19 protein-coding genes are annotated in these 25,769 nt (G+C 69.5%); 7 read left to right on the forward strand and 12 right to left on the reverse strand.

Annotated elements, in window-relative coordinates:
• Positions 1-313: 313 nt before the first annotated feature.
• The 12 genes from tssJ to WI697_RS18400 all read right to left on the reverse strand — a co-directional run bounded on the left by tssJ (position 314) and on the right by WI697_RS18400 (position 15,835).
• Positions 314-847: a type VI secretion system lipoprotein TssJ gene (tssJ, locus tag WI697_RS18345; protein ID WP_345959464.1), complete on the reverse strand. Its 534-nt coding sequence runs from the start codon at positions 845-847 to the stop codon at positions 314-316.
• Positions 847-2,265 carry a type VI secretion system-associated FHA domain protein TagH gene (gene tagH / locus WI697_RS18350; protein WP_345959465.1) on the reverse strand — a complete coding sequence of 473 codons (1,419 nt, stop codon included), beginning with the start codon at positions 2,263-2,265 and terminating at the stop codon, positions 847-849. Before tagH ends, tssJ begins: the two co-directional genes overlap by 1 nt.
• 33 nt (positions 2,266-2,298) lie before the next feature.
• Positions 2,299-4,902: a type VI secretion system ATPase TssH gene (tssH, locus tag WI697_RS18355; RefSeq protein ID WP_345959466.1), complete on the reverse strand. Its 2,604-nt coding sequence runs from the start codon at positions 4,900-4,902 to the stop codon at positions 2,299-2,301.
• Positions 4,903-4,947: 45 nt separating this feature from the next.
• On the reverse strand, positions 4,948-5,988 hold the full coding sequence (gene tssG / locus WI697_RS18360) for a type VI secretion system baseplate subunit TssG (protein ID WP_345959467.1): 1,041 nt from the start codon (positions 5,986-5,988) through the stop codon (positions 4,948-4,950).
• A gap of 11 nt (positions 5,989-5,999) precedes the next feature.
• Positions 6,000-7,841 (reverse strand): type VI secretion system baseplate subunit TssF, encoded by a 1,842-nt coding sequence (gene tssF, locus WI697_RS18365; RefSeq protein ID WP_345959468.1) that lies wholly within the window; start codon positions 7,839-7,841, stop codon positions 6,000-6,002.
• A gap of 1,080 nt (positions 7,842-8,921) precedes the next feature.
• Complete coding sequence (gene tssE / locus WI697_RS18370) at positions 8,922-9,383, reverse strand: type VI secretion system baseplate subunit TssE (RefSeq protein WP_231889400.1); 462 nt, start codon at positions 9,381-9,383, stop codon at positions 8,922-8,924.
• A 53-nt stretch (positions 9,384-9,436) separates the two neighbouring features.
• Positions 9,437-10,300, reverse strand: coding sequence for a type VI secretion system accessory protein TagJ (locus WI697_RS18375; protein ID WP_345959469.1), 864 nt, complete (start codon positions 10,298-10,300; stop codon positions 9,437-9,439).
• Positions 10,301-10,371: 71 nt separating this feature from the next.
• Positions 10,372-11,763 (reverse strand): type VI secretion system contractile sheath large subunit, encoded by a 1,392-nt coding sequence (gene tssC, locus WI697_RS18380; RefSeq protein WP_062763859.1) that lies wholly within the window; start codon positions 11,761-11,763, stop codon positions 10,372-10,374.
• Between the two features lie 16 nt (positions 11,764-11,779).
• The gene (gene tssC / locus WI697_RS18385) at positions 11,780-13,276 is read right to left on the reverse strand and encodes a type VI secretion system contractile sheath large subunit (RefSeq protein ID WP_062763858.1); all 1,497 of its coding nucleotides are present in this window, start codon (positions 13,274-13,276) and stop codon (positions 11,780-11,782) included.
• Positions 13,277-13,281: 5 nt separating this feature from the next.
• Positions 13,282-13,815, reverse strand: coding sequence for a type VI secretion system contractile sheath small subunit (tssB, locus tag WI697_RS18390; protein WP_345959470.1), 534 nt, complete (start codon positions 13,813-13,815; stop codon positions 13,282-13,284).
• Positions 13,816-13,884: 69 nt separating this feature from the next.
• Positions 13,885-15,027, reverse strand: a complete 1,143-nt coding sequence (gene tssA, locus WI697_RS18395) for a type VI secretion system protein TssA (RefSeq protein ID WP_345959471.1) — start codon at positions 15,025-15,027, stop codon at positions 13,885-13,887.
• 316 nt (positions 15,028-15,343) lie between these two features.
• A complete protein-coding gene (locus WI697_RS18400) occupies positions 15,344-15,835 on the reverse strand; it encodes a peptidase S1 (RefSeq protein ID WP_231889398.1) in 492 nt (163 codons plus the stop codon).
• Between the two features lie 292 nt (positions 15,836-16,127).
• Between WI697_RS18400 and WI697_RS18405 the strand changes: the two genes are divergently transcribed.
• From WI697_RS18405 to WI697_RS18435, 7 genes are all read left to right on the forward strand, one after another.
• Positions 16,128-16,601, forward strand: a complete 474-nt coding sequence (locus WI697_RS18405) for an Hcp family type VI secretion system effector (protein ID WP_014747172.1) — start codon at positions 16,128-16,130, stop codon at positions 16,599-16,601.
• Between the two features lie 170 nt (positions 16,602-16,771).
• Complete coding sequence (locus WI697_RS18410; RefSeq protein ID WP_345959472.1) at positions 16,772-17,404, forward strand: hypothetical protein; 633 nt, start codon at positions 16,772-16,774, stop codon at positions 17,402-17,404.
• Between the two features lie 13 nt (positions 17,405-17,417).
• Positions 17,418-18,008, forward strand: a complete 591-nt coding sequence (locus tag WI697_RS18415; protein ID WP_062763853.1) for a hypothetical protein — start codon at positions 17,418-17,420, stop codon at positions 18,006-18,008.
• A 4-nt stretch (positions 18,009-18,012) separates the two neighbouring features.
• Positions 18,013-19,995: a type VI secretion system Vgr family protein gene (locus WI697_RS18420; RefSeq protein ID WP_345959473.1), complete on the forward strand. Its 1,983-nt coding sequence runs from the start codon at positions 18,013-18,015 to the stop codon at positions 19,993-19,995.
• A 32-nt stretch (positions 19,996-20,027) separates the two neighbouring features.
• Positions 20,028-20,786 (forward strand): hypothetical protein, encoded by a 759-nt coding sequence (locus WI697_RS18425; RefSeq protein WP_345959475.1) that lies wholly within the window; start codon positions 20,028-20,030, stop codon positions 20,784-20,786.
• Positions 20,787-20,832: 46 nt separating this feature from the next.
• On the forward strand, positions 20,833-21,246 hold the full coding sequence (locus tag WI697_RS18430) for a DUF1795 domain-containing protein (protein ID WP_296719815.1): 414 nt from the start codon (positions 20,833-20,835) through the stop codon (positions 21,244-21,246).
• A 4-nt stretch (positions 21,247-21,250) separates the two neighbouring features.
• Positions 21,251-25,756, forward strand: coding sequence for an RHS repeat-associated core domain-containing protein (locus WI697_RS18435; protein WP_345959477.1), 4,506 nt, complete (start codon positions 21,251-21,253; stop codon positions 25,754-25,756).
• Positions 25,757-25,769 lie beyond the last annotated feature (13 nt).

Below are 25,769 nucleotides of genomic sequence, written 5' to 3' on the forward strand. Positions count from 1 at the left end.
GGTCCACCGTCCCCTCGGAACGCGGCGCCCATGTCCGACACCACCCCCACCCGCCTGCGCCACACCCCCTCCACCGTCATCCCCGCGAAGGCGGGGATCCAGGTTTGTCGCCGTGCGGAGGACAGCGACAAACCGGGCACCGGCTGCGAGGACGGGAGCGTCGAAGGGCTGACAGGGCCGTGGTCACGAGCGGTCATCGGTCATTCCTGTGGAGGCCTACCTGGATCCCCGCCTTCGCGGGGATGACGGTGTCTCTTTTGTGCAGAGACGGTCAACGTTGGTGCCGGACAGCGGCGGTGGCGGTGCCCCGCAGTCACTCCTCGGGCTTCAGCCCGATGGTGACGTCGGTGCCGTCGATCACCACCTGAAGCGGTTCCAGGTCGTAGGGGTCGACCTCGATCAGCGAGCGCCAGCGGGCCTCGTCGATGTCGCGGAAGCCGGCGACCACGCCGATGGCGCGGGTGCGCTGGTCGGCTGAAAACACCAGCTCGCGGCTGCTGCCCGGGGCCATGACCAGTTCGCCCTGGTCGATCAGCGTGCCGCCCAGAACTCCGCGCGGGTTTTCGTTCAGCGCGAAGTAATCCGCCTGCTGAAAGGCGCCGGGCTGGCTCAGCTGGAAGAAGCGCAGCACCACCGGCGAGGCGCGGCCTTCGGCATCCGGGTTGGCGTCCTTATGGGCCAGGATCGCGATCTCGGCCTCGTCGGGGGCGCTGTCGCCGAAGCGCAGGCTGAACAGGCGGTCGGCGGTGCCGATCAGGTCGCTGACCGGCCGGTCGCTGCAGGCCTGGAGCGGCAGGGCAAGGCTTATGGCCACAATGGCCATACGGAAAATGGACGATCTGGCCATCAGCGCCGGGCCTCCCCGCCCTCCGCCGGTGTCGCGCGCTGCATCGGGATGGCCCCGTGAGAGGTGGCATAGCCGCGGGCGAAACCTTCGGCGAACAGCGACCGCGCATCCTCTTCGGCGCGGCTGCGGATCTCGGCATGGCGGCGGCGATAGCCGTCCCAGAGTGCCGCCTTGCGGGCGGTGGAGACGATGGCCCCCAGCCCTCCGACAGGACCGACGGCGCGTTCAGTCGCCTCGGGCGACAGGGTGTCGATCACCACGCCCAACCCTGCTTCCAGCCCGCGCACCATGGCGATCTGGTGGGCGGCGATGTCGTCGAAGCCCTGTTCCACCGCCTTCACCCCCGATGAAAACGCCGGCAGGGTCGGCTGCAGAAAGGCCAGCATCGCCTCTTCGGGCGTCGCCGAAAATTTCAGCGGGTTGTTGTTGCGCGGCTTGATGGTGGTGCGCTCGATGCGGAATTCGCCCTTCAGCTCGGCCCGGGCCGACAGGGTTTCGATCAGCCCGCGGGCGGTGGCGCGGAACACCTCGCCCGCGATCCGCAGCACCTCTTCGGCGCGGGCCGGGGGCAGCTGCTCGCGGGTCAGCCCGGCGCCCGACAGGAAGGCGTCGTAAAGCCGGTCGTCGCGCAGCCGGTATTCCGATGGCGGCGGCGTCTGGCGCGGCGGCGGGTCGCGATAGGGTTCGGGGTCCTCGTCCGGGTCCGGGTCGGGCAGCGGCTCGGGGTCGCGGATCGGCACCGGATCCTCCAGCGGCACGTCTTCCGGGTCCTCGACCGGGATCGGCTCGGGGTCGCGTGGTGGCCCGGGTGGTTGGCGACGAGGTGGTTGCTCCGGCTGAGGCGGGCGGCGGATCGGCGGGGCCGGCGGGTCCGAGGGGTCGTTCTCGGGGGCCGCCATCAGCCCATCGACGTTCCGGCCATCCACATCCCAATCCTCGGGGATCTCGACCCTGGCGACCCGGGGCGGGGTGAAGGCGAAGGCGGTGGCCGGCGGCTCGCCGCCCGAGAAGGCCGCCCCCGGATTGGGGCGCGGGGCCGGCTTCGGCGCCGCGTGCAGCGGCCGGGCCGGCCGGGGTGCCGGCGCCTCGTCCGGCACCGGCATCAGCCCCAGCGTCAGCACGTAATCGCCAACGAACACCCGGTCGCCATCGGCCACCACATGGCCGGTCTCTCGCGGCACCGGCCGGCGCGGATCGTTGACGAAACTGCCGTTGGTGCTGGTGTCGATCAGCCGGAAGCGGCCGCTGTCATAGTCGATCAGGCAGTGCTGGCCGGAAATGACCCGGGTCGGATCTTCCAGCACCACGTCGTTGGCCGGGCCGCGACCGACACGCAGGCCGCGGCGGTCGAAGCTCCGCGAGGGCCCGATCCGGGTTGCCGGATCGTCGCGATGGGCGATGTCGATCACGAGCCGCATGGCTTCCTCCGTAAATTCCTCATCCGCGGGCCGTCACGACAGCCGGGGCATCAGGCTGCCGTCGGGCCCGGTTGCGATCTCGACCGCCCGGGGCGGCGCGCCCTCTTCCGCCAGCCGGTCCAGGATCAGCCCGGCCAGGCCCGGCATCAGCTCGCCGGAAATCACCGCCTCCACCGCACGGGCCCCGGCGTCGCGTGCCCGGGCGCGGGCCAGCACCGCCGGCGCCACCTCGGGTGCCACCGTGACCGGCAGATCATAGGTTTCGGTGATGCGGCGAACCGCGCGATCAAGTTGCAGGTTCACGATAGCAAGCAACCTCTCATCATCCAGTGGCATGAATGGGACCACTTTGAGGCGCCCAAGGAAGGCCGGCTTGAAGCTCTGCCGCAGCACCGGTTCCAGCGCCTCGGCCAGGCCCTCCGGTCCCGGTGCGGTATCGGGGTCGTCCATCAGTTTCGTGATGGTCTCCGATCCGGCATTGGTGGTCAGAATCAGGGTCACGTTACGGAAATCGATCTCCCGCCCCTCGCCGTCGCGCACCCGGCCTTCGTCGAAGATCCGGTAGAACACGTCCTGCACGCCCGGATGCGCCTTTTCGATCTCGTCCAGCAGAACCACGCCGTGGGGGCGGCGGCGCACCGCCTCGGTCAGCACGCCGCCTTCGCCATAGCCGACATAGCCGGGCGGCGCGCCCAGCAGCATCGAGACCTTATGTTCCTCCTTGAATTCCGACAGATTGATCACGGTCAGCGCCCGGGCGTCGCCGTGCAGCAGCTCGGCCAGCGCCACCGCGGTTTCGGTCTTGCCCACGCCCGATGTGCCGGCGAACAGGAACACGCCGGCCGGCCGGCGCGGATCGTCCAGCCCGGCGCGCCTGGTGCGCACCGCCCGCGCCACCGCCTCCAGCGCGTGGTCCTGGCCGATGATCCGGGTGCGGAGCCGGTCCTCCAGCCGGCGCACCGTCTCCAGCTCGTCATCGGCCATCCGGCCCAGCGGAATGCCGGTCCAGTCCGAAATCACCGCCGCCACCGCCCGGGCATCAACATCAACCGGAAGCAGCGGATCTTTCCCTTGTACAACTTTCAGCTGCTCAAGCACGGCCGATTGTGCGGCCGCACGCGCCGCGGGCTCTTCCATCGCCCGCGCCTCGGCCAGCTCGGCCACCAGCCGCGACTCCTCTGCGAAGGAAATAGCCATTTCGGCTATTTCGGCCTCCAGACTAGCCATATCGGCTATAAGCGTCTCAACCGACAGCGCCGCGCCGCCCAGCGCCGCGTCACGCAACCGCATGTCTCGCGCCCGTTCCAGCGCGGCATGTTCCGACCGCCGCCTCTGCAACGCCTGTGGCACCACCGCCCGGCCCATCGCCACCCGGGCGGCTGCCGTGTCCAGCACGCTCACCGCCTTGTCGGGCAGCTGCCGCTCGGGCAGATAGCGGGCCGACAGCCGCACCGCCTCTTCCACCGCGGCATCATGGATATGCACCCCGTGATGGGCTTCCAGCTTCTCCACCAGCCCGCGCAGCATGGTCACGGCCCGGGCCTCGGACGGCTCTTCCACCTTCACCACCTGGAAGCGGCGGGCCAGCGCCGGGTCGCGTTCCACATGGCGCTTGTATTCCGCCCAGGTGGTGGCCGCGATGGTGCGCAGCTCGCCGCGGGCCAGCGCAGGCTTCAGAAGATTGGCCGCATCCCCCTGCCCCGCCGCCCCGCCGACGCCGATCAGGGTATGCGCCTCGTCGATGAACAGAATGACCGGGTCGGCGCTGGCCTTCACCTCGTCGATCACTGATTTCAAACGGTTTTCGAACTCACCCTTCACGCCCGCGCCTGCCTGCAACAGGCCCAGATCCAGGGTCAGCAACCGGGCGCGGGCCAAGGCCGCCGGCACCTCGCCCGCCGCCACGCGCAGCGCCAGCCCCTCGACCACCGCGGTCTTGCCGACCCCGGCCTCGCCGGTCAGGATCGGGTTGTTCTGCCGCCGCCGCGACAGGATGTCGATCACCTGGGCGATCTCGTCATCCCGCCCCAGCACCGGATCCAGCCGGCCCGCACGCGCCGCCTCGGTCAGGTCGATGGCATAGGTGGCAAGCGCCTTGCCGGCCTGCTGCGACGACAGCGGCGCCTCGGCCGCCGCCGCGGCCGGGCCGCTGCCCGCCGCCTCGTCGCTGCCGTCTGCCAGCTCCGGCAGCCGCGCCAGAACCTGATCGGCCGACAGCCGCCCCAGCACCGGGATCACCTGGGCCAGCTGCTGCGACAGCAACTCGTCGCGCAGGGCCGCCACCAGCAGATGGCCCGATCCGATCTGCTCCGCCCCATCCTCGATCGAGGCCACCGTCCAGGCATGGCGGATCATGGCGATCAACCCCGGCGCCAGGGCCGGCGCCCGGTCATTGCCGCTGCGCAGCCGGTCGAGCGCACCATCGAGCGCGGTCAGCGCCCGCGGCACCGCGACGCCCGCCTCGGCCAGCGCCCGGGGCAGCACCGCGCCGTCATCGGCGACCAGCGCGCGCAGCCAGTGTTCGATCTCGATCGCAGGATTGCCGCGGTTGACGGCATTGCCCGCCGCGGCTTCAAGCGCCTTACGGCAGGTCCGGTTCAGCTTGTCGACCAGGGAACGGATCTGGGTGGTGGCCATGGGGTGCGGGTCCGGAAAAATGAGAGGAAGATCAGGTACAAAAGGTCAGGCGCCGGTCTCGAACACGGCATCGTCGGGGTCGCGGGGCGGGGGTGCCGTGCCGGTCAGCCAGCCGGTCCAGCCCAGGCGCAGGCCGCCTTTGGCACCCAGTTCGGCCGGCGGCACCTCGTGCCGGTCCAGCACCAGGCGAAGCGCGAACGACATCGCCGGGCCGACGTAAAGCCGCACCAGATCGGTCAGCGCGCGCACCGCGGCACCTTCGGGCAGCAGCGCCGCAAAGCGCGCGCGCGGCAGCGGGCCGACGATGATCTCGAACCGGCCGTCGACATCGCGGACCTTCTCGCCCGCGACCATGTCGACCCCCAGCCGGCAGAAGCCGCCGGGCGTCAGGCGGCTGCGCTCGGCCTCGTCCAGCCGCACCCAGCTGCCTGCGAACTGACGGATCCGGACCGGCGCCCCAAGCTGGCCGGCCAGCATCGCCTCCAGGGCGGCGGCAGAACGCGGCCCGCGCGCGAAATGGCCGGCATGGCGGATCACCGTCAGATCATCGACCGCCAGCCGCCCGGCCAGATGCGGCGTGCCAAGCCCGGTCAGGGCCCGAAGCGCGCCGGTGATCGCATCCTCGCGGCCTTCCGCCGCCGCGCGCTCATGCGCCAGCGCCAGCCGGTATTTCACCTGGGCGCCGTGGAAGAAGGCGCCCTGGCGGTCCAGGAACAGGTCGACGAAGCGGGCGAAACCGGGGTTGCGCCGCCGCTCGGCCTCGATCGCCGCCGCGGTCATATGCGAGGGCAGCACGCCCGAGGGGCCGAGCAGGCCCAGATGGGCGATGCGCAGCACCGCGGGCGCGCCCTCCACCTGGCCCAGACGCGCACCGGCCACCGCACTCGCCGGGAAGGCCAGCGGCAGCACGCCCTGGAAGCGCACGGCATCGGCCGGGTTGCTTCCGGCCGCGCGCTCCAGCACCCTGACCGCCTGCACCGGCTCGAACGACCAGGGCGCGCGGGCGAGATCGGCCAGAACGCCGGTGGGCGCCGGCACCGCGGGGGCCGGAACCCTTTCGGTCTGGGGCGGTTGCATGGTGGTCATGGGCGCCCCCCTCAGACCAGGTCCTGTGCGCCGGCGCGCGGCGGCCAGGTGCGGATGGTGCCCGGCCGGCCGCGCAGTTTCGCGGTCAGGCGGGTGAAGGAATTGATCGTGCAGTAAAGCCCGAACACCCGGTCGAGCACCGCCGCCAGCAGGTAGAGCCCGCCGGTCGCATAGCGCTCGGGGTCGAGTTCCAGCGTCACGTCCAGCCCGCGGGCCATGCCGCCGAAGCGGTCGCCGGGCACGCGTGCCATGCCCCGGCGGTGCGAAATGCCGGTGATCGCATCGATCGCCGCCCGGGTTTCGGGCGCGTCGCGCAGATCGTGCAGCGCCAGCAGTTCGCGCAAGGCCGCCGCCCCGTCGGTATCGTCGGTGAGCGACAGATGGTTGAGCGACAGGAAGGAAATCAGTCGCCAGCGGCCATGCGCCCCGGCCTCGGGCCGCAGCGTCCGGGTGGGCGGGGTCAGGCAGGTGACGCCACGGATCGCCGACATCGCCTCGGCCGGTTTCAGCACCGGATGGCCGCCGCCGAAGGGCAGCCGCGCCGGCAGGTCGCGGTTCAGGCACAGCGTGTCGACCGACAGCACGCCGTTGGCCGGCTCCGACGGATTGAAGCCGTCATCGACCAGGCTGAGATAGATCTCGCTCGCCGGATCGCGCGGCCCGGCCGGCCGGCGCTCGGCATGCCACCAGCGCCGGGTCTCGTCGGCCATCGCCGTGCCATGGGCGACGGAATGGAAGGGTTGATAGAGCTGGCGGCGGCCGCCGGCATCACTGCCTTCGACCCGCAGGATCCGGAAAATCTCGGTCGAGAGCGGCCGGCGGGCATCGGGCACCACCCGATAGGCCGACTGGCGCTGATCCAGCCGGATCGGCTCGGCCGCCTGGCGGAACAGGTTGACGATCGGCACGGCGCCCAGCGCAAAACTCTCCGCCGTCACCGCCCGCTCCAGATCCTGGTCGTGACGGGTGAGGAAGACATGGATCTCCAGCCGGTCGCCGACGGGTGCCAGCGTCCGGGCGTCCAGGCCGTTCAGGTCCAGGAACAGGAATTTCTCGGGGAAGGCGAAATATTCGGTCAGCAGCCGATAGGCCGGCAGGGTGCGGGCATCGTCGGGCAGCAGCCCCTCATCCCCGGCAAAGCCCACCGGCGCCACCGCATCCGGCCCCAGCCGCACCGGCCGCGGATCCTCGGGGCCGGTGGCGACCGCGATGCCTGCCACATCATTGGTCAGCCGCTCGTAAAGCCGGGTCGCCTGGGCGCCGGGGGCGGCGATGAACAGCCGCAGCCGGTCCAGCCCGATCTCGGTGAAGCTGCGCCCGGGCTGCGTCATCCGCAGCCCGATCTTCAGCACCGCCACCGCCTGCTCCACCCCGGCAATCGCAGGGGCAGCCACCGGCCGCGCCTTCAGCGCCACGGTCTCGATCTCGATCGGCCAGAGGGTGGCGGGCCAGGCGGTGCGGAACCGGCAGGGCTCGGGCGCGCGCCCCTCGGCCGGGGCCACGGGGCCGGTCACCAGCTCGGCCCCGGCCGGCACGGTATGGGGGCCCGAAAGATCCGCCTGGGGCGTAAACCGCGCGATCGCCATCGAGGGCACCGGCGCCAGCCAGTGCGGGTGCAGCACCCCCAGAAGGGCATCGGTCAGCTCGGGGAAGGCATCGTCCAGCCGCAGCTGGATGCGGGCATTCAGATAGGCCACCGCTTCGATCAGCCGGGCCACGAAAGGATCGTCGGCGGCATCGGCGGTCAGGCGCAGCCGCCCGGCGATCTTGGGATGCGCCGCCGCGAACTCGCCCGCCCGGCGGCGGATCTCGACCAGCTCGCGCTGGTAATGGGGAAGCAGTTCGTCGGTCATGGGATGCTCATCTGCGGTTCTATACCGGCCGACTTCTGTACGACATGTCCGCCGTCATCCCCGTGAAGGCGGGGATCCGGGCTTCTTTCCGCGCAAAGACTGCCGGATACACCGTCTCCGGCACCGATGGCGGCGGATCTTCTGATGCCCGACATGACAGCCCCCCGGAAAATGATCATCGTTCATACCTGTAGAAGCCTACCTGGATCCCCGCCTTCGCGGGGATGACGGTGGTGAGTGTTGCGTGAGGAACACCGGCAGCCGTGTATGACACCCGCAGTATCCGGATCAGGACCCGGCGCTCATGTCATGTTCTGCACCGACCGAACTCTGTATTCCCTCTATACCGTCATCCCCGCGAAGGCGGGGATCCAGGTTCCTTTCCGCGTGAAGACTGTCGGACACACCGTCTCCGGCACTGATGACGGCAGATCTTCTGATGCCCGACATAACAGCCCCCGGAAAATGATCATCGTTCATACCTGTAGAAGCCTACCTGGACCCCCGCCTTCGCGGGGATGACGGTGGTGAGTGTTGTGTGAGGAACACCGGCGGCCGTGTATGACACCAACAGTATCCGGATCAGGACCCGGCGCTCATGTCATGTTCTTTACCCGGACGAACTCTGTATTCCCTCTATACCGTCATCCCCGCGAAGGTGGGGATCCAGGTTCCTTTCCGCGTGAAGACTGTCGGACACACCGTCTCCGGCACTGATGACGGCAGATCTTCTGATGCCCGACATAACAGCCCCCGGAAAATGATCATCGTTCATACCTGTGGAAGCCTACCTGGATCCCCGCCTTCGCGGGGATGACGGTGGTGAGTGTTGTGTGAGGAACACCGGCGGCCGTGTATGATATCGACAGTATCCGGATCAGGACCTGGCGCTCATGTCATGTTCTTCACCGACCGAACTCTGTATTCCCTCTATACCGTCATCCCCGCGAAGGCGGGGATCCAGGTTCCTTTCCGCGTGAAGACTGTCGGATACACCGTCTCCGGCACCGGAGAACATCGGCGACTGTGCAGGACACCGGCATGCACGGTTGGAGCCGGTTCGAGAGACGCCCTCCCTCCTCATATCAGGCCGCCATCGCTGGTGGCGGTGACCCGCACGCCGCGGTCGGCAGGGTCGACGACGCCGTCGAAGCTCATCGGTTCGGGCGCCGGCTCGGCGGCGACCAGGGCGTCGATCCGCAGCCTGAGCGTGCGGTCACCGGCTTCGGAATTGTCCAACAGATGTACCGCCACCGCCCGGAACCGCGGTTCGGCCTGGCGGATCGCCGCCTCGATGCCGGCGCGCAGCCGCTCGCGGTCGTCATCGGACGAGACCGGCTGGGCGGTGAAATCGGCGATGCCGTAATTGGTGAGCGCGGTTTCCACCTCGGGCAGTTTCGCCCCCCAGCCCACCGGCCGGCGGCGGGTGTTGAGCAGGTCTTCCAGGTCGCGGCGCAGCCCCTCACGGAAGGCCTCGATGGTGAAGCGGTCATCGGGGGCCAGGCGCTCGTCATCGACCAGCAGCCGGTCCAGGATCGACATCCGGACCGATCCGGCCTCGCGCCGGCCGCCCGCGGAAGATCGCCCGGCCGGCATCACGCGGCCCCTTCGCCGCTGCCGGCCGCCGGGCTGAGCCGGCGGATCTCCGTCAGCTCCAGCGCCGGCATCAGCTCGTCGCCGGCCAGGAAGCAGCGCTGGCCGCGGCCCGAAATCGGCCCGGCCTCCGGCGCGCCGGGCCCCTCGCCGGTGGCCCAGTCGGTGCGCCGACCCAGTTTGAGGGCGGCATCCTCGCTGTCGGCGGTCAGGGCATAGATCGTGGGCATGAAGACCACGCCGTCGGGCCCGCCTTCGGTTTCCACCTCGACCGGCCGCCAGATCAGGTCGATCAGCCGCCGCGGCGCCTGGAAGACCATCCGGCGCACGCGTTCAAGCGGCACCCAGAAATAGCGGCCCGAGGCCGTGAGCAGTTCCAGCACCGGCCCGGTCAGGTCGCAGGCATCGCGGAAATCGTCGACCCGGGCGCCGTTCACCTCCACGGCCCCGCGCGGCCGCAGGCTTTCGGCCTCGATCACCGCCGCCGCCGCATCGGCATGGCGGCCGGCGCGGATCGCGACCAGCGCCTCCAGCGCCTTGGCGACCGCGGGCGGCGGGGTGTCGAGGAAATCGGGCACGCGGCCCTCGGTCATCACTTCGCGACGGATCTGTTCGGCGCGGATCAACTGGCGGAAACCCGCCAGCCCCACCGCCTGTTCCGGCGCCTGATCGGCGATCATGTCGAGCTGACGATCCGCCCGCGTCAGCTCCCCCGCCGCCACCATCAGCTCGGCCAGGAAATGGCGCGCCGTGGTATCGGCCGGGTGCGCCCGCACCCGCAGGAGCTGGGCATCGATCGCCTCGTCGAGCAGACCCGCCTGGAGCAGTGCCGCAGCACCGTGAATATCGGCGGTGGAGGTCATCATCTTCATCCCGAGATCCGGTCGTTTGTCTTGCCTGGCCACAGGGGTCCGGCCGGTCGTGGTCGTGGGCGGCATCATGACTGGGGCAGCCCCCGCGCCACGAACCAGGTGACCAGGCGAAAGCCCGAACTCACCTCGTCCAGCTGGAAATGCGGCCTGAGATGGATGGTGCAGTCATAGATGCCCGGGCGGCCGGGGGACTCGCGCACCGAGACCGCACATTCCCGAAGCGGATAGCGCGCTTTCTGTTCCGGCGTTGCGGTGTCGCTCGCGATCGAATAGCCGAGCAGCCAGCGGCGGAGATATTCCTCGCAGGCCGCGGCATCGGAGAAACTGCCCACGCGATCCCGTCCGATGACCTTGACGTAATGGGCGAAACGGCTGACACAGAGCATGTATTGCAACATCGCCGACAGCCGGGCATTGGCGCTCGCCGCCTCGCGGTCATAGGGCCGTGCCAGCTGCAGCGACGGGTTGCCGTGAAACACCACCCAGGGCGTGTCGCGGGCAGGCGCCAGCGCGATCAGCCCCAGATCCGCCAGCCGCTTGTCCTGGGCATCGGTCAGCTGCACGTCGACCGGCGGCTTCAGCCCGACATCGGGGCGGTCGGTGCCGAAATGATCGGCCGGCAGCTCGCGCACCAGCCCGCCCAGCTCGTGATCGCGGGCGGCACCGCGGATGTCGGCGAACCAGCCGGTGGCATCATGGGCGCGGATCAGCACCAGGGCGAAAGCGAAGGCCGCCACCCCCCACAGATACTTGCCGGCATCGGGGCCCGAGACGTCCTCGACATAGCGGAAGCCGTCGATGCGGCCGGGATCCTCTCCCCAGGGCCGTCGGAGCAGGATCCGGGGGCAGGTCAGCCCCAGGAAGCGGGCATCCTCTCCCATCCTGAGCCCCCGCCAGCGGACATGATCCGCGCCCTCGAAATCGCCCGGATCGAAGCCGCGGCCCAGCGCCTCGAACCGGTCGAGGCCCAGCAGCCGCGGATGGGCGCCGGCGATGAAGGGCGCGAAGGCGGCCGCCGCCACCGTCGCCATGCCCTTCAGCCCCGTGACGTCGTCGGTCGGGTGGCCCTCGTCGCGCAGATGCATCAGCTCGTAGGCGCCGATCAGCACGCCGAAGGGCTCGCCACCGGGGCTGCCGAACTCGTCCTCGTAGATCTTGGCGAACATCTCGGCGCGGTCGAATTCGACCGCGCGCTCGAAATCGCGGCAGATCATGTCCCAGCCGGCATCCAGCACCCGCACCTTGGTCGACCGCGCCCGGCCCGCCCGTTCCACCACCAGCGCCAGCCCGCGCCAGGCCGCCTCCAGCGCCTGCATCCGCGGGTGATGCAGGATCCGGTCGAGCTGGCGGCCGATCGCCGCATCGATCAGGGCGATGACCCGATCGATCAGCGGCCGGAGCGCCGTGGCACGCAGCGGCGGCGCGGTCCCGGTACTGAGAGGCAGGGAGACGGACATGGGAACCGGCCCCCGGTCAGTTGCCGCTGCCGGGGATGCGGGCGACCATGCGCAGCGAGGTCGTCAGCTCTTCCATCTGCAGCCAGGGCCTGAGCCAGGCGACGGCGTTGTAGGTGCCGGGGGCACCGGGAACTTCCTTCACCGACACCCGCGCCTCGGCCAGCGGATAGCGGGCCTTCATGTCGGGGCCGCTGTCCTTGTTGGCGTTGACATAGTTCATCACCCAGCGGTTCAGCCAGGCCTCGCAATCCTCGGCCTCCATGAACGAGCCGATCTTGTCGCGGCCCATGACCTTCAGGTAGTGGGCGAAGCGCGAGGTGGCCATGATATAGGGCAGCCGGGCCGAGATCGCGGCATTGGCGGTCGCCTCGGGCCGGTCATAGGTCTTGGGCCGCTGGGTGGTCTGTGCCCCGAAGAACACCGCATAGTCGGTGTTCTTGTAATGGCAGAGCGGCAGGAAGCCCAGCCGCGACAGCTCGGCCTCGCGCCGGTCAGTGATGCCGACCTCGGTCGGGCATTTGGCATCCGGATCGCCGTCGTCGGAAACGAAGGTGTCGAAGGGCAGGCCCTCGACCTTGCCGCCGCCCTCGGCGCCGCGGATCGCGGTGCACCAGCCATACATCGAAAAGGCCTCGGCCAGGCGCGTGCCCATCACATAGGCCGCGTTCATCCAGCAGTAATCGCCGTGATCCATGGCCTTGCGGTGGCCGCGATCATCCAGCGGCGCCTCTTCGAAATCGAAGGCATCGACGCGCTTCGTGTGCCGGCCATAGGGCAGGCGCGCCAGCACCCGCGGCATGGTCAGCGTCACGAAGCGGCTGTCCTCGCTGTCGCGGAAGCTGCGCCACTTGGTGTATTCGGTCGATTCGAAGATCTTCTCCAGATCCCGCGGCCGGGTGAGTTCGGTGAAGTCGTCGAAGCCGAACATCTTGGGCGAGGCCGCCGAGATGAAGGGTGCGAAGGCCGCGGCCGAAACGTGGGAGACCTGGCCCAGCAGCTCCATGTCTTCAGGGCTGCCGGTGAACTCGTAATCGCCGATCAGCGCGCCATAGGGCTCGCCGCCGGGGGTGCCGAACTCGTTCTCGTAGATCTTGCGGAACAGCTGGCTCTGGTCGAATTCCACCGCCCGGGTCAGGTCGCGGTGCAGCTCGCGCTTCGACACGTTCAGCATGCGGATCTTCAGCATGCGCCCGGTCTCGGAGAAGTTGACCATGTGGTGCATGCCGCGCCACGAGCCTTCCAGCTTCTGGAATTTCTCGTGATGCATGATCTGACCCAGCTGTTCCGACAGCTTCTCGTCGATCGCCTTGATCGCGCGGTCGATGGTCTGGGTCAGGTTCTTGGAATAGCGGACGGTGCCCTTCAGCGCCTCTTCGGTCAGCGCGCGCAGCAATTCCTCCGCGCGGTCGCGATCGGTCTGGCGGGTGGCGGAAATCGCCTGGTCGAGCAGCGAGACCGGGGCGTCGGCAAGACCGGCTTCGGCGGCGCGGCTCTCTTCGCGGATCACGGACATGGACCTTACTCCCCGGGCTTGTGGTCGACGGGGGCGCGAACACCCAGGGCATCCGACAGCTCGGCCAGCCGGGCATCGTCCTGCAGCACGCGTTCAAGCAGGTCTTCCAGCTCTTCCGAGCGGTCGACCTTGCCCATCAGGTCGCGCAGCTTCTCGCGCGTTTCCAGCAGCCGGCGCAGCGGCTCCACCTGGCGGACCACCGCACCGGGCTCGAAATCGTCCAGGCTGGCGAAGTTGAGATGCACCGCCATTTCGCTGCCGTCGCCGGCCAGCGTGTTTTCGACGCGCAGGTCCAGCCGCGGCGCGATGCGGGCCATGACGTCGTCGAAATTGTCGCGGTCGATCTGCACGAATTTGCGGTCGCGCAGTGGCGCCAGCGGCCGTTCGGGGTCGGGATCGCCCGAGAAATCCCCCAGCACGCCGATGACGAAGGGCAGTTCCTTGTCGACGACGGCGCCTTCGGTCTCGACCTGGTAGGTGATGTGAACCCGGGGCTTGCGCACCCGGTTCAGCTTTTCATGGATACTGGTCGCGGACATGGTGTTCCTCGTGGGTGCCCTTGCTATGCGCAATGCGGTCGGCGTGGGTCGGGGTCGGGTCTGTCGACGTCAGGCGGCGTCGGCCGGCTTGATCCCGGCGGCGATCAGGAAATCGCGCCGGGCGGTCTCGTCGCGGATCAGTTCGGTGATCAGATCGGTCAGCGGCAGGCGGCCCCGGCGGACCGCCTCGTCCAGGGTGTAGGCGATGGGGGAATGCGGCTCGGCGGTGCGGAACCAGCCCGCCACCGCCTCGATCACCCGAAAGGCGTCCTCGCGGGTGGCGATGGCGGTCACCGGCAGGGCCATGCCGGCCGGCACCGGTGCAGCGACGGCCGGTGCCGCGGCCGTTTCCTCCGCCGGTCGATCGCCGGACGGTGCGGCCGTCCCGGCAACAGGCTCCGGGGTCCGGGGCGCCCGGGCGCCAAGGCCCAGGCGCAGCCCCTGTTCGGCGGCCTCCAGCACCTGGCGGATGCGGGCCAGCGGCGGGGCGTCGCGGCCGGCGGCCTGGTCGAGTGCCGCATCCAGCCGCGCCAGCGCCGCGCGGGCGGCGGCGATGCCGGCCTGGGCATGATCGATATCGGCGCTGGTCATCTCGCGGCCGGCGGCTTCGATCATCGCCATGCTGGCGGCACCCTTGGCCAGGCGCTGTTCGCGGCGATCCGGCTCCAGCCGGCCCAGTTCCACCGCCTGATCGATCTGCCAGAGGGCGATGCCGCGGCCCTGCGGCCCCAGCACCGGCACCTTGCGGATCGCCTGGACCAGCACGCCGTCGCCGCTTTCGCCGTTCAGTGCCATCAGCGGCCGCACGCGCGAGGCGATACCCTCTTCATCCGGGGCGGGCCACAGCCCATCCCAGAAATCGCGGATCAGACCGGTCGCCACGTCGAAACCGAAAGCCAGGCCGGCAAAGCCGTTGAGCCGCACCTCAGCCTCGATCAGCAGCCCGGCCACCTCCAGATCCTTGGCCTTGTGGCGCAGCAGGTCGGCGGCCAGGCGGTCGATCTCGGGCCAGTGTTCGGCCGGCGCCTGGGGTTCGTCTTCCACCTCGGCCGCGCGTTCGGCGGCGCGGGCGGCGGAGCGCAGATCCTTCAGACGCCGGAACGGGGCATCGACCCGGTAATCCTCGCGCGGGTCCTCACCCGCGGGGCGGGCCCCCGCAATCGGGTCCAGCAGGGCCTGAACGGCAGGATCGATCTTCGGGCTGGGCGGCACCGGATGGGGCTTTCCTGTCTGGTGTGACAAGACCCCCGCATGTGCATCGCGGTCACCTTCGGGGGCTGTGACAGTCATCGTTCAGTCATCTTTCCGCGATCATCGGTCATCCAAAGCATCAGATGTCGTCGAAACGCGGCGCGAGGTGTCTGCCTGAGTCGGCAGTTTTCCTGCATTTGCGCGAATTGCCACGCCACAGGGAAATCTGTCGTCTCGCTTTCTCAGTGATAGGCAAAACCGCCTGTGACCGGGTGGAGCATTTTTAGGGTCGTTCCGGCACAGCAGATAGAACCGGTCAAAACTGTCATGGAACCCATCAGCGATAAGGTTCCACTTCGCTCACGATCACGGCACCGGGCACCGGCAGATCCCGACGCTCGACCCCCGCCAGCCAGATCGCATAGCGGCCCGAGGCCGGGGCATCGATGGTCAGCGCCGGGTTGCGATCCCCCGCCGCCCCGTCATCGGCGCAGCGCCAGCTGCCGTCGGGGAAGCCCACCACCAGGGCCGTATCGCTGGCGGCAACCGCATAAAGATGCAGCGGCCGGTTACCCGCCTGAAAATCCAGAACCAGATCCGGACGATCGCCGCCCAGGAATCCCGGGCATCCGGCCACGAAATCCGCCGCCGGCACGGTGCCGCCGCCGATCACACCCACCGGATAGGGGTCCTGCACGAAGCCGCTGGTCAGCTGCACCGTTCCGAAATGCGGGGCGGCCATACGCGCGCCCTCGGGATCCGCCGCCAGCGCCTGGGGGCAGAGCATCAGACAGCCGCCGACAAACACGTTACGGAGTGTTGATTTCATCTTCACCAACCTCTGGGTTGCACATCCGGGCACCTGTTCCGAAGCCCGCAGCCTGCCTCACTCTGCCGTCGGGCCTGTGACCAAAAAAGGTTAATAAGCTGTTAATTGAAAGACGTGACGCAATGTTCAGAGGTAAAAACCGGATTTCACGAAACGACCATTGACTCAATTTCGGACTCAGTGAAAAAACGTTAGCGGGAACCGGCGGAAACTGCGAGCCTCGAATAAGAGGTACTTCCCGCTTGCTCCGGAAACGGCATCCATGAACCCGAAAGAGGCGTAGAGGAACGCAATGATCTATCTGAATATCGAGGGAATTCAGGGTGACGCCACCCACGAGACCCACAAGAACTGGATCGACGTGTCGTCGATGACCTGGGGCACCCACCGGGCAGTCTCCACCCCCTCTGGTTCGGCCCAGAACCGCGAAGCCTCGGAGCCGGTGATCGGCGAAGTGCACATCACCAAGCTGATGGACGGTTCGTCGCTGAAGCTGTTCGAGGCCGCCGCCACCGGTAATCAGGGCAAGCAGATCCAGATCCACCTGGTCACCACGGGCAATCCCGGCAACACCTACATGGAATACACCCTCACCGACACGCTGGTGAGCGGGTACCAGATCAACACCTCGGGCGATCGCCCGGTCGAGGAAATCACGCTGAACTTCACCCGCGTGGACATGAAGTACACCACCTACGATGCCAACAACCGGCCGCTGAACAACATCGCCGCCGGCTACGACATCGCCACCACCCGGAAGTCCTGACCGGTCACGCATGATCGGGCCATCCTGCCCGATCACCATGGGATCCGATGCCGTTCATGGGGCCGCCCGCGCCGGCTGCGCCCGCGGCCCCTCTCCCGCTCGGGTTCCGTGCTGCCCGGACCTCCTTTCCTCTATCTCCCCCCTTCCTCCGTCACAAACCCCGGCACGCCATGTCTCCGAGGACCAGACGTCTGCGCTCGCTCACCGTCGTTCTGGCGGCGGCCCCTGTCTGGGCCGCCTGTTCCGGCGCCGATCTGGCCGGGCTGGACCGGCCCGAAGAGGCCGGCACGCCGGTTGCGAGCTTCGATACCGGCGCGCCGCCCAAGACTTTTGCGGCCACGATGAAGATGTCGGGCGGCGGCTTCGCCACCGGAACCTCGGACGTGCTGCCGCCGCCGCTGCTGCCGGACGCCGCCAGCCGTGCCGAAACCGCCCGCGCCATCGCGCTGAAGGCCGAGGCGCTGGCCGCCGAGGCCGAGCGGGACCGCGCGCTGCGCGCGCGGCAGCTTGATGCGCTAACCGTACAGCTTTCCGCTTTGCGCACGCGCGACGAGGCCGCCGATCCGGCCGAGGCCGAGGCCCGTGCGGCACTTCGCCGGGCCGTTGCCGCCAATCGCCCGCCGGGGCGGGTGGTGGTGCGATCCTCCGACGGCGGCATGGCCGAAATGGGCGGCATGATCCGCTCGCTCGGCGGCGTGGTCCGCGGGCTGGGCGATCCGCTGCCTGCCGAACCGCTGCCTGCCGATCCCCTGGCCGCAGATCCGGCCGCTGCCGCGTCTCCCACCCCGCCTTCCGCTGAATAGGACGACCCGACCGATGGCCCTCGACGACACCCTGAACCGCCTGCACCGCACCTTTTTCGACCTGACCGTGGTGGTCGACACGGCGCTGCGTGCCGAAACCCCGCCCGCGATCGACGAGATCTGGCCGCGGATCGAGCCCTTCGGCCGGATCCTGACCTATCTGCACGACGAGCTGCGCGCCGCCGCCCCCTCTCCCGGCGGGCGGGCCCGGCTTGCCTGGTCCGGTGCCGCCCGCGACACCGCGCCGGCCGCCCATGGCGCGGCCGAGACCACCGTCACCCGCGGCATCACCTGCGCGGTGCGCGCCGAGGCGGGCCTGCGCTTCTGGCATCTGGGCGAGGGCCGGCCGGGCGATGCCGCCTTCCGCGCCTATGTCGACCGGCTGGGCCGCACCGCGGCGGAAGCCGGCGGCAGCGTACCCGCGGCGGCGATCCGCGGCTTCATCGGCGACAATGGCAGCACCACCACGCTGATCCGCCGCCCGGTGCAGCAGGCGGACCTGCCGCCGATGGCGCGGCTTGTGGCGCTGACCGCCCTTGTCGCCGCCTCGATCGAGATGCTGGCCCCGGCGCATCCGCCCGTTCCGGCCGCAATGGAAGCCTGAACCGATGACCGACCTCACCAGCCCGCCGTCTTTCGGGTCGGGCGATCTGGCGGCACTCTTCGGCGATGTGATCCAGGACGGCCGCCTGCTCACCATCGACAGCCCGCTCGGGCCCGACATGCTGCTGCTTGAACGCCTGGTCGGCGAGGAGGCCCTGTCGGAGCCCTTCCGCTTCGAGCTGACGGTGCGCGCCAAGCGCGACGACATCGCTTCGGCAGAGCTGGTCGGCCACAGGGTATCCTTCACGCTGGAGCGTGCCGACGGCAGCCGCCGGCCGTGGAGCGGCCATGTCGAGCGGGTGGTGGCGGGGGCGGCCATCGCCAAGGGCCAGCGCTATTATCACCTGGAAGTGCGCCCCTGGCTCTGGCAATTGACCCACAAGACCGATTGCCGGATCTTTCAGGACAAGTCGACGCTCGACATCCTGGAAGAGATCTTCGGGGAATTCGGCTTCCGGGATTACGATTTCTCGGGCGTGCTCAACACGCCGCCCAAGCGCGATTATTGCGTCCAGTACCGCGAAAGCAGCTTCGCCTTCGTCTCGCGGCTGCTGGAAGAAGACGGCATCTTCTACTATTTCGCCCATACCGACGACGGCGCCCATGTGCTGACGCTTGCCGACGGCGCCCATGCCTATGTGCCGGTGCCCGAGCAGGAGCTGCGCTATGCCGCGACCGATGTCGACCTGAACAACGTCACCCGCTGGCGCCATGCCTGGCGCTTCGTGCCCGGGCGCTGGGCAGGGTCGGATTACAATTTCGAGATGCCCGGCACCGATCTCGCCAGCGAGGCCGCCTCGGTCACGCCGCTGGAGACCAACCGCGCCTTCGAGATCTATGACTGGCATGCCCGTTTCCAGACCCGCGATGCCGGCGCCCGGATCAGCCGGCGGCGGATGCAGGCGATGGAAACCGGCCATGACACGGTGCAGGCGGCCTCCACCGCCCGCGACCTGGCCCCGGCGCTGTCGTTCACCATCTTCGGCCATCCGGCGGCCGACGAGGCCGGGCGCGGCTATGCGGTGGTGCGCATCCGCCATCACGCGATCGACACCACCTATGACACGGGGCCCGACCGGCGGCCGCCGACCTACGAGAACAGCTTCACCGCCCTGCCGGTGGAGGTGGGTTTCGTGCCCGCCCGCACCACCCCGCAGCCGCGGATCGACGGCATCCAGACGGCGACCGTGGTCGGCCCCGCAGGCGAGGAAATCCACACCGACCGCTATGGCCGGATCAAGGTGCAGTTCCCCTGGGACCGCTATGCCACCGGCGACGACCGCTCATCCTGCTGGCTGCGGGTGATGCAGCCCTGGGGCGGGCGCAATATGGGCGCGCAGACCATCCCGCGCATCGGCATGGAGGTGATGGTTTCCTTCGTCGAAGGCGACCCCGACCGGCCGCTCGCGATCGGCATCGTGCCCAATGCCGGCACCATGCCGCCCCTGACCCTGCCCGCGACCAAGACCCGCACCGCCTTCAAATCGGCATCCAGCCCCGGCGGCGGCGGCTTCAACGAAATGACGTTTGAAGATCTGGCCGGGGCGGAAGAGCTGATGATGCGCGCACAGCGCGACCAGACCGAACTGGTCGGCCGCAACCGCATGGTCAACACCGCCAATGTCTCCACCCAGGATACCGGCACGCTCTGGGGCAGCCGGGTGGGCGACAGCGAGATCGTGATGACGCAGGCCTCGATCCTGATCCAGCACAAGCAGAGCCGGATCATCCTGGATGGAGAGCGGGTGCGGATCGAATTCACCAACGGCCATTTCATCGATCTGTCGGCCGAGGGCGTGATCATCTCGTCCACCGCCAAGATCGTGACCGTGCGCGACGAGAGCAATTTCACCGCCGTCGACGGCGAAGGCGTGGTCGCCAAGGGCAAGGTGGTCCACACGGTCGATGCCGGCGAGAGCAACGATGTGACCGTCTCGGCCGAAGGCGTCGCCGTCAACGGCAAGGTCGTGCTGCTCAACTGCGAGTGACATCTGAAGCCATAGCAGGAGATCCCTCCCCCATGTCCTTTCCCGGATACAGCGTCGGCGCACCGGTGATGGGCGGCCATCAGGGCATCAAGGATTATGCGCTGGGTGCCATCACCGAGGTCGCAGCCCCGATGCTCGGCCCCCGCGACCGCACCGACATCGTTCCCGAACTGCCGCCGGCGATCGCGCGCGCGGCCGAAGCCGCCCTGCAAAGCAAGGCCGCCCAGGCGATTCAGGGCGGCGGCGCCGCCGTGGCCCAGGGCTATGCCGCGGATCTGGGGCCAGTGACGGGTGCCGCAGGCGCGGTGGCGGGCGGCGCGAGCGGTGCCGGCGGCCTGTTCTCAAGCCTGCAGGACGCCGTGGCCGGCGGCATGACGCTGCCGCTTCAGGAACTGACCCCCGACATCCTGCCGATGGCCGCCCGGCTGGTGCAGGCGCCGGAAGTCGCCGCCGCCGACCTGCTGCGCCGGGCCGGCGCCCGCATGGCCGAACGCGCCCGCGCGGTCGCCATGGAACGCATGGGCCTGTCGGGCAGCCTGGCCGACGCCGCAACCCAAGGCCTGGCCCAGGTGGCCGGCGGCGCCGATCCGGCCCAGGTCGCGATCGGCGCGCTGATGGGCGGCGCGGTGCCCTTTGGCGACGGTACCGAAGACGGCGGCACGGGCGATGCGGTGCTCGATGCCGGCGCGAAGGTGCTGTCGGGAGAGGTGCTGAAACCGGTGACCTTCTCCGAGGCGGCCGCCCCCGGCGGTACGCCCGGCTTCGCACCGCCCGGCCTCCACACGAAATAACGCCCTCGTCTTCTTTCCCACCATCATTCACGGATGACCCCGCCCCATGTACGCCCTTCAGGAAGGCCATCTCGATCTGCCCACCGACTGGGAGGACCAGTCGGTCAACGTCTTCGCGCCCCCGGGGGCGAAGTCTCAGGGGCTGTCGCTGGTGGTGACCCGCGAGCCGCTGCCGCCGGCGACCGATATCCGCGCCTATGCCGAGGCGGAAGTGAAGCGCATGGGCAAGGAGCTGAAGGCCTTCTCGCTGCTCGCCCGCCATCCGCTGGAGATCGGGGATCAGGCGATCGAGGCCTATGAGGTGCGGTGGAAATCCGACAAGGGCCTGGTCCATCAGCTGCTGGCGGCGGTGGAGGCCGATGGCCGGGCGCTGATCTTCACGGCGACGAAGCCGGTCGACATGGCGCCGGCCCTGCGCGACCGCCTGCTGGCGGTGATCCAGAGCTTCCGGAAGGCCTGAGCCGATGGGCCGCGCGGCACGCGTCGGGGACGCCATCGCCCATTCCCACAAGCTGGCGGGGTTCCTGATCGGTGCCGCGATCGGCATCGGCATCGGCCTCGCCATCGGTTTTGCGGTCGCGACCGGCGGTCTCGGCGCGCTGATCCTGGGGGCGGTGGCCGGGGCGGCGATTTCCTACGCCACCGAATCGATCGGCTCGGCCATCGGCGACAGTATGATGGGGCCATCGACAGGGGCGATCACCGTGGGTGCGCCCACGGTGCTGGTCAACAACCGCCCGCTCGCCATCGCCATGGATGGCCAGGCGAGCTGTTCGAAGGAACCCACCCCGAACGCCCCCGTGGCCCAGGGCTCGGAAATCGTCTTCGCCGAGAACTGGAACGCGGCGCGCGAGGGCGACAAGATCCAGTGCGACGCCAAGATCACCGAAGGCTCCGACGATGTGAAGATCGGCGGCCCCCAGGCGACGGTGATGGAGATCGACGATGGCATCCCGCTCTGGGCCGAGGTGCTGGTGATCGCCGCCGGCTTCATCGGCCCGGGCGGCGTGAAGGGGCTGTTCAAGCTGGCCGGGCGCGGCGGGCTCAAGGCCGCGATCCGCGGTGCCGGCCAGTCGATCCGCGGTGCCTCGCGCGCCATCGTGACCGGCATGACCCGGGCGCGGGGCCTGGCCTCGGCGGGCGCGCGGCGCATGGCTCAGGCCGCGCGCGGCATGCCCGGCCGCATCCGCCAGTTCCTGAAGGATCCGGTCGACATGGCGACCGGCGACTGGGTGGACTGGCGCACCGACATCGCCGTTCCGGGCGTGCTGCCGCTGGAACTGACCCGCCTGCACCGGTCGGGTGCGGCGGGCGCCACCGGCGGTTTCGGCCGGCGCTGGACCGACAGCTGGTCACAGCGCCTGCTGCATGATGCCGGCCAGGATGCCCTGGTCTGGCTGACCGAAGACGGCAGCGAACTGGCCTTCCCCTGGCCCGGCCATTGGGGCGACGGCGAAAACCCGCTGCATCCGGGCTGGGTGATGGAGGTGCGGGGGCCCGAGACCACCATTCGCGACCTGCCCTCGGGCCGCTGGTGGGCCTTCCCGACGCCGGATGTGGAGCCGGCCCGGCTGGCGCTGGCCGGCGCGCGGGCGCGCGACGCGCTCGCCCCCGCCAACGACCATGCCGCCCCGCCGGCCTATGTGATCGCGATGGGCGATGCCTATGGCAACCGCATCGATCTGGACCGCGACTCCGCCGGCCGGTTGCGCGCCGTGCGCCATACCGATGGCCATCATCTTCGGGTCGAAACCCTGCCCGACGGCCGCTATCTGTCGGTCGATCTGGTCTCGGACCCGGCCGGTGCCGATTTTTCGCCGATCCGCCTGCTGACCTGCCGCTTCGATGCGCGCGGCCATCTGACCTTCGTCGATGCCCGCACCACCGGCATCTACCGCTATGAAACCGATGCCACAGGCCGGGTGACCCGCTGGTCGGATGGCGGCAGCACCTGGTCCGAGCTGTTCTACGACGATGCCGACCGGGTGGTGGAAACCCGCGCCGCCGACGGGCTCTACGGCGCCCGCTTCGCCTATGACGATGCGGCGGGCACCGTCACCTGCCTGGCCGATGACGGCGCGGTCACCACCCACACCCATGATGCGCTGGGCCGGCTGATCCGCTCTGTCGATCCCGAAGGCGGGGTGACGGAACAGATCTGGGGGCCGCGCGGCGATCTGGAAGCCGTGATCGACCCGCTGGGCCGGCGCAGCCGCTATACCCATGACCGTTTCGGCAATCTGACCGGCATCACCCATCCCGACGGCAGCACCGAAATCCTGGACTACGACGCCGAAGGTCGCCCGGTCGCGATCACCGATGCGCTGGGCAATCGCTGGCGCCAGACCCGCGACGACACGGGCCGGCTGACCGCGGCCATCGACCCCGAAGGCGGCGAGATGCGCTGGCGCTATGACGCCACAGGCCGGGTGACCGCCATCGCCGCCGGCCCGGGTGCGGGCCAGCCCTTCGCCGTTACCCGGCTCAGCTATGACACCGCCGGGCGGGTCACCGCGATCACCGATCCCACGGGCGCCACCAGCCGCTTCGCTTACGACCGGCTGGGCCAGGTGATGGTCAGCATCGACCCCGCCGGCGCCGTCACCCGGCTGCAGCGCGACGATCGCGGCCGGGTGGTGGCGGCGGATCTGCCCGATGGCGGCCGGATCACGGCGGAATACGACGGCGAGGGCAATCTCACCCGGCTGGTCGATCCCCTGGGCCGCGAGACCCGCAATGTCTATGGCGCTTTCGATCTGCTGCGCGAGACGGTGGATGCGACCGGTGCCGCCTATCGCATCGCCTATGACGGCGACGCCCGGCCGGTCGCGATCACCAACCCGCTGGGCGAGACCGCGACGCTCACCTGGGACCGCAACGGCCGGCTGATCGCCGAGACCGATTTCGGCGGCCGCAGCTGGACCTATCTGCGCGATGCCGCCGGCCGGATGATCGAGCGGCACGAGCCGGATGGCGACATCCGCCGCTTCAGCTATGACGAGGCCGACCGGCTGATCGCCGAAGAAACCGCCTCGGGCATCCGCCGCTATGGCTGGGACGCCGCCGGCCGGCCGGTGCGCGCCGAAGAGGGCGGCCATGTCACCGAATGGCGCCATGATGCGCTGGGCCGGGTGGTGGCCGAAATCCAGGACGGGCTGGAAGTGGCGATCAGCCATGCCGGCGCCGGGCCGCGCAGCCGGGTGACGACCCCCTGGGGCGCCACCGGCTTCACCTGGGATCCGGCCGGCCGGCTGAAGGGCCTGACCGCCGGCCCCGGGACGCTCGCCTTCAGCTTCGATGCGCTGGGCCGCGAGACGCTGCGCCAGGATCCGCAGGGCTTCACCCTGGCCCAGAGCCACGACCCGGCCGGCCGGTTGACCGGCCAGCGCGTCACCGGCGGGGCGGATGCCCGGCCGGTGGTCGACCGGCGCTGGCGCTGGGACGTCGCCGGCCAGCCGGTCGCGATCAGCGATGCCCGCTGGCCCGAACAGCGCTTCACCTATGACGGCCGCGGCCAGATCGCCCGCGCCCTGCCCGGCCGGCCCCAGGGCTCGGCCCAGGTGGAGGCCTTCGTCTACGACGCCGCCCGCAACCTGGCCGGCCGCGGCCGCGACCTGCCGGAGGGGGCCGAGACCACGGCGGCACGGCCCGGCAGCCCGCCCGACATCGCCCCATCTGCCGGCCTGGACCGGTGGCGGCTGGGCCCCGGCGGCGCGATCCTGGCCCGCGGCCATACCCGCTATGCTTACGACGCCCGCGGCCGCCTGGTCACCCGGCGCACCGACCGCCCGGGCTTCCGCCCGGAAATCTGGCGCTATGTCTGGGATGATCGCGACCGGCTGACCGGGGTGATCCGCCCCGACGGCAGCCGCTGGGCCTATGGCTATGACGCGCTCGACCGCCGCATCCTGCGCCGCCGCGTCGATGCGGGCGGCAGCGTGGCGGGGGGCAGCGTGGCGGGGGGCAGCGTGGCGGGGGGCAAGGCGGCGAGCGCAGCCAGCCCCGACGCCGTCCGCTATCTCTGGGAAGGCGACCGGCTGGTGGCCGAACTGCCGCTGGATGCCGCCGGCCGGCCCGATGCCGCCAGGGCGACGCTCTGGCATTACGCCCCGGGCGAGATCGTGCCCCTGGCCCGCCAGCAGGGTGAGCGGCTGTGGTATGTGATCACCGACCAGATCGGCCTCGCCCGCGAACTCGTCACCGCCGACGGCCGCCTGGGCTGGGCCGCCGCCCACGACCCCTGGGGCGCCGTCAACGACAACGCCACCCCGGACCCCGACGCCGCCACCGACTGCCCCCTGCGCTTCCCCGGCCAGTGGCACGACCCCGAAACCGGCCTCCACTACAACCGCCACCGCTATTACGACCCCGAAACCGGGCAGTATCTGTCGCCGGATCCGATCGGGTTGCATGGCGGCCCCCGCCCCCAGGCCTATGTCGAAAGCCCCACCGAACTGGCGGATCCGCTGGGGCTGAAGCCCTGCCCCACCATGCTCGCCCGTGGTCAGGCCGCCCTCCGCAACCTCCAGCCCGGCGAGGGCCTGCGCCCCGCCATGCTCGGCCTGGAGACGATTGCGGACAACCCGCGTCTGTTGCAGCATTGGAATGATGCGTTGCGCGCCAAAGGCACAAGCCCCTTCGGAAACTCCTACACGAGATATCTTGAGCATCTCGCCAACGGCCTCGAACCAAGCAAGAAGATGCTGGATGACGCTTTTGGCGCCGTAAGTAAGGAATTCAAAAAACTTGCCCGATCAGACGGCTTCAACATTGCCGAGGTACATCACTGGAATTTTCCAAAGAATACTTTCTCGACGCAGGTACTCGATGCGCGAAATCTGGTACCGACTAAGACTCGTGCCGAGCACGAAGCACTCCACCAACTCACGACATCTGGGCAGCTGTTCTCCGGGCCCATCCAACAGCTGCATGAAATAAAACTCGACCAATGGATGAGCGTTCTAGAATAAGTATAGGCTGGTC

It is taken from the genome of Tistrella mobilis (assembly GCF_039634785.1).
Taxonomy (GTDB): Bacteria; Pseudomonadota; Alphaproteobacteria; order Tistrellales; family Tistrellaceae; genus Tistrella; species Tistrella mobilis.

What these genes read in the sequence shown, in the direction of transcription:
- tssH (WP_345959466.1), bottom strand. Translation starts at nt 4,902, where the DNA reads ATGGCCACCACCCAGATCCGTTCCCTGGTCGACAAGCTGAACCGGACC.
- tagH (WP_345959465.1), bottom strand. Translation starts at nt 2,265, where the DNA reads ATGCGGCTCGTGATCGACATCGCCCATCGCGACGATCCGGCAACCCGG.
- WI697_RS18405 (WP_014747172.1), top strand. Translation starts at nt 16,128, where the DNA reads ATGATCTATCTGAATATCGAGGGAATTCAGGGTGACGCCACCCACGAG.
- WI697_RS18400 (WP_231889398.1), bottom strand. Translation starts at nt 15,835, where the DNA reads ATGAAATCAACACTCCGTAACGTGTTTGTCGGCGGCTGTCTGATGCTC.
- tssF (WP_345959468.1), bottom strand. Translation starts at nt 7,841, where the DNA reads ATGACCGACGAACTGCTTCCCCATTACCAGCGCGAGCTGGTCGAGATC.
- tssC (WP_062763859.1), bottom strand. Translation starts at nt 11,763, where the DNA reads ATGTCCGTCTCCCTGCCTCTCAGTACCGGGACCGCGCCGCCGCTGCGT.
- WI697_RS18435 (WP_345959477.1), top strand. Translation starts at nt 21,251, where the DNA reads ATGGGCCGCGCGGCACGCGTCGGGGACGCCATCGCCCATTCCCACAAG.
- tssB (WP_345959470.1), bottom strand. Translation starts at nt 13,815, where the DNA reads ATGTCCGCGACCAGTATCCATGAAAAGCTGAACCGGGTGCGCAAGCCC.
- tssC (WP_062763858.1), bottom strand. Translation starts at nt 13,276, where the DNA reads ATGTCCGTGATCCGCGAAGAGAGCCGCGCCGCCGAAGCCGGTCTTGCC.
- WI697_RS18415 (WP_062763853.1), top strand. Translation starts at nt 17,418, where the DNA reads ATGGCCCTCGACGACACCCTGAACCGCCTGCACCGCACCTTTTTCGAC.
- WI697_RS18420 (WP_345959473.1), top strand. Translation starts at nt 18,013, where the DNA reads ATGACCGACCTCACCAGCCCGCCGTCTTTCGGGTCGGGCGATCTGGCG.
- tssJ (WP_345959464.1), bottom strand. Translation starts at nt 847, where the DNA reads ATGGCCAGATCGTCCATTTTCCGTATGGCCATTGTGGCCATAAGCCTT.
- WI697_RS18375 (WP_345959469.1), bottom strand. Translation starts at nt 10,300, where the DNA reads ATGATGACCTCCACCGCCGATATTCACGGTGCTGCGGCACTGCTCCAG.
- WI697_RS18425 (WP_345959475.1), top strand. Translation starts at nt 20,028, where the DNA reads ATGTCCTTTCCCGGATACAGCGTCGGCGCACCGGTGATGGGCGGCCAT.
- tssG (WP_345959467.1), bottom strand. Translation starts at nt 5,988, where the DNA reads ATGACCACCATGCAACCGCCCCAGACCGAAAGGGTTCCGGCCCCCGCG.
- WI697_RS18410 (WP_345959472.1), top strand. Translation starts at nt 16,772, where the DNA reads ATGTCTCCGAGGACCAGACGTCTGCGCTCGCTCACCGTCGTTCTGGCG.
- tssE (WP_231889400.1), bottom strand. Translation starts at nt 9,383, where the DNA reads ATGTCGATCCTGGACCGGCTGCTGGTCGATGACGAGCGCCTGGCCCCC.
- WI697_RS18430 (WP_296719815.1), top strand. Translation starts at nt 20,833, where the DNA reads ATGTACGCCCTTCAGGAAGGCCATCTCGATCTGCCCACCGACTGGGAG.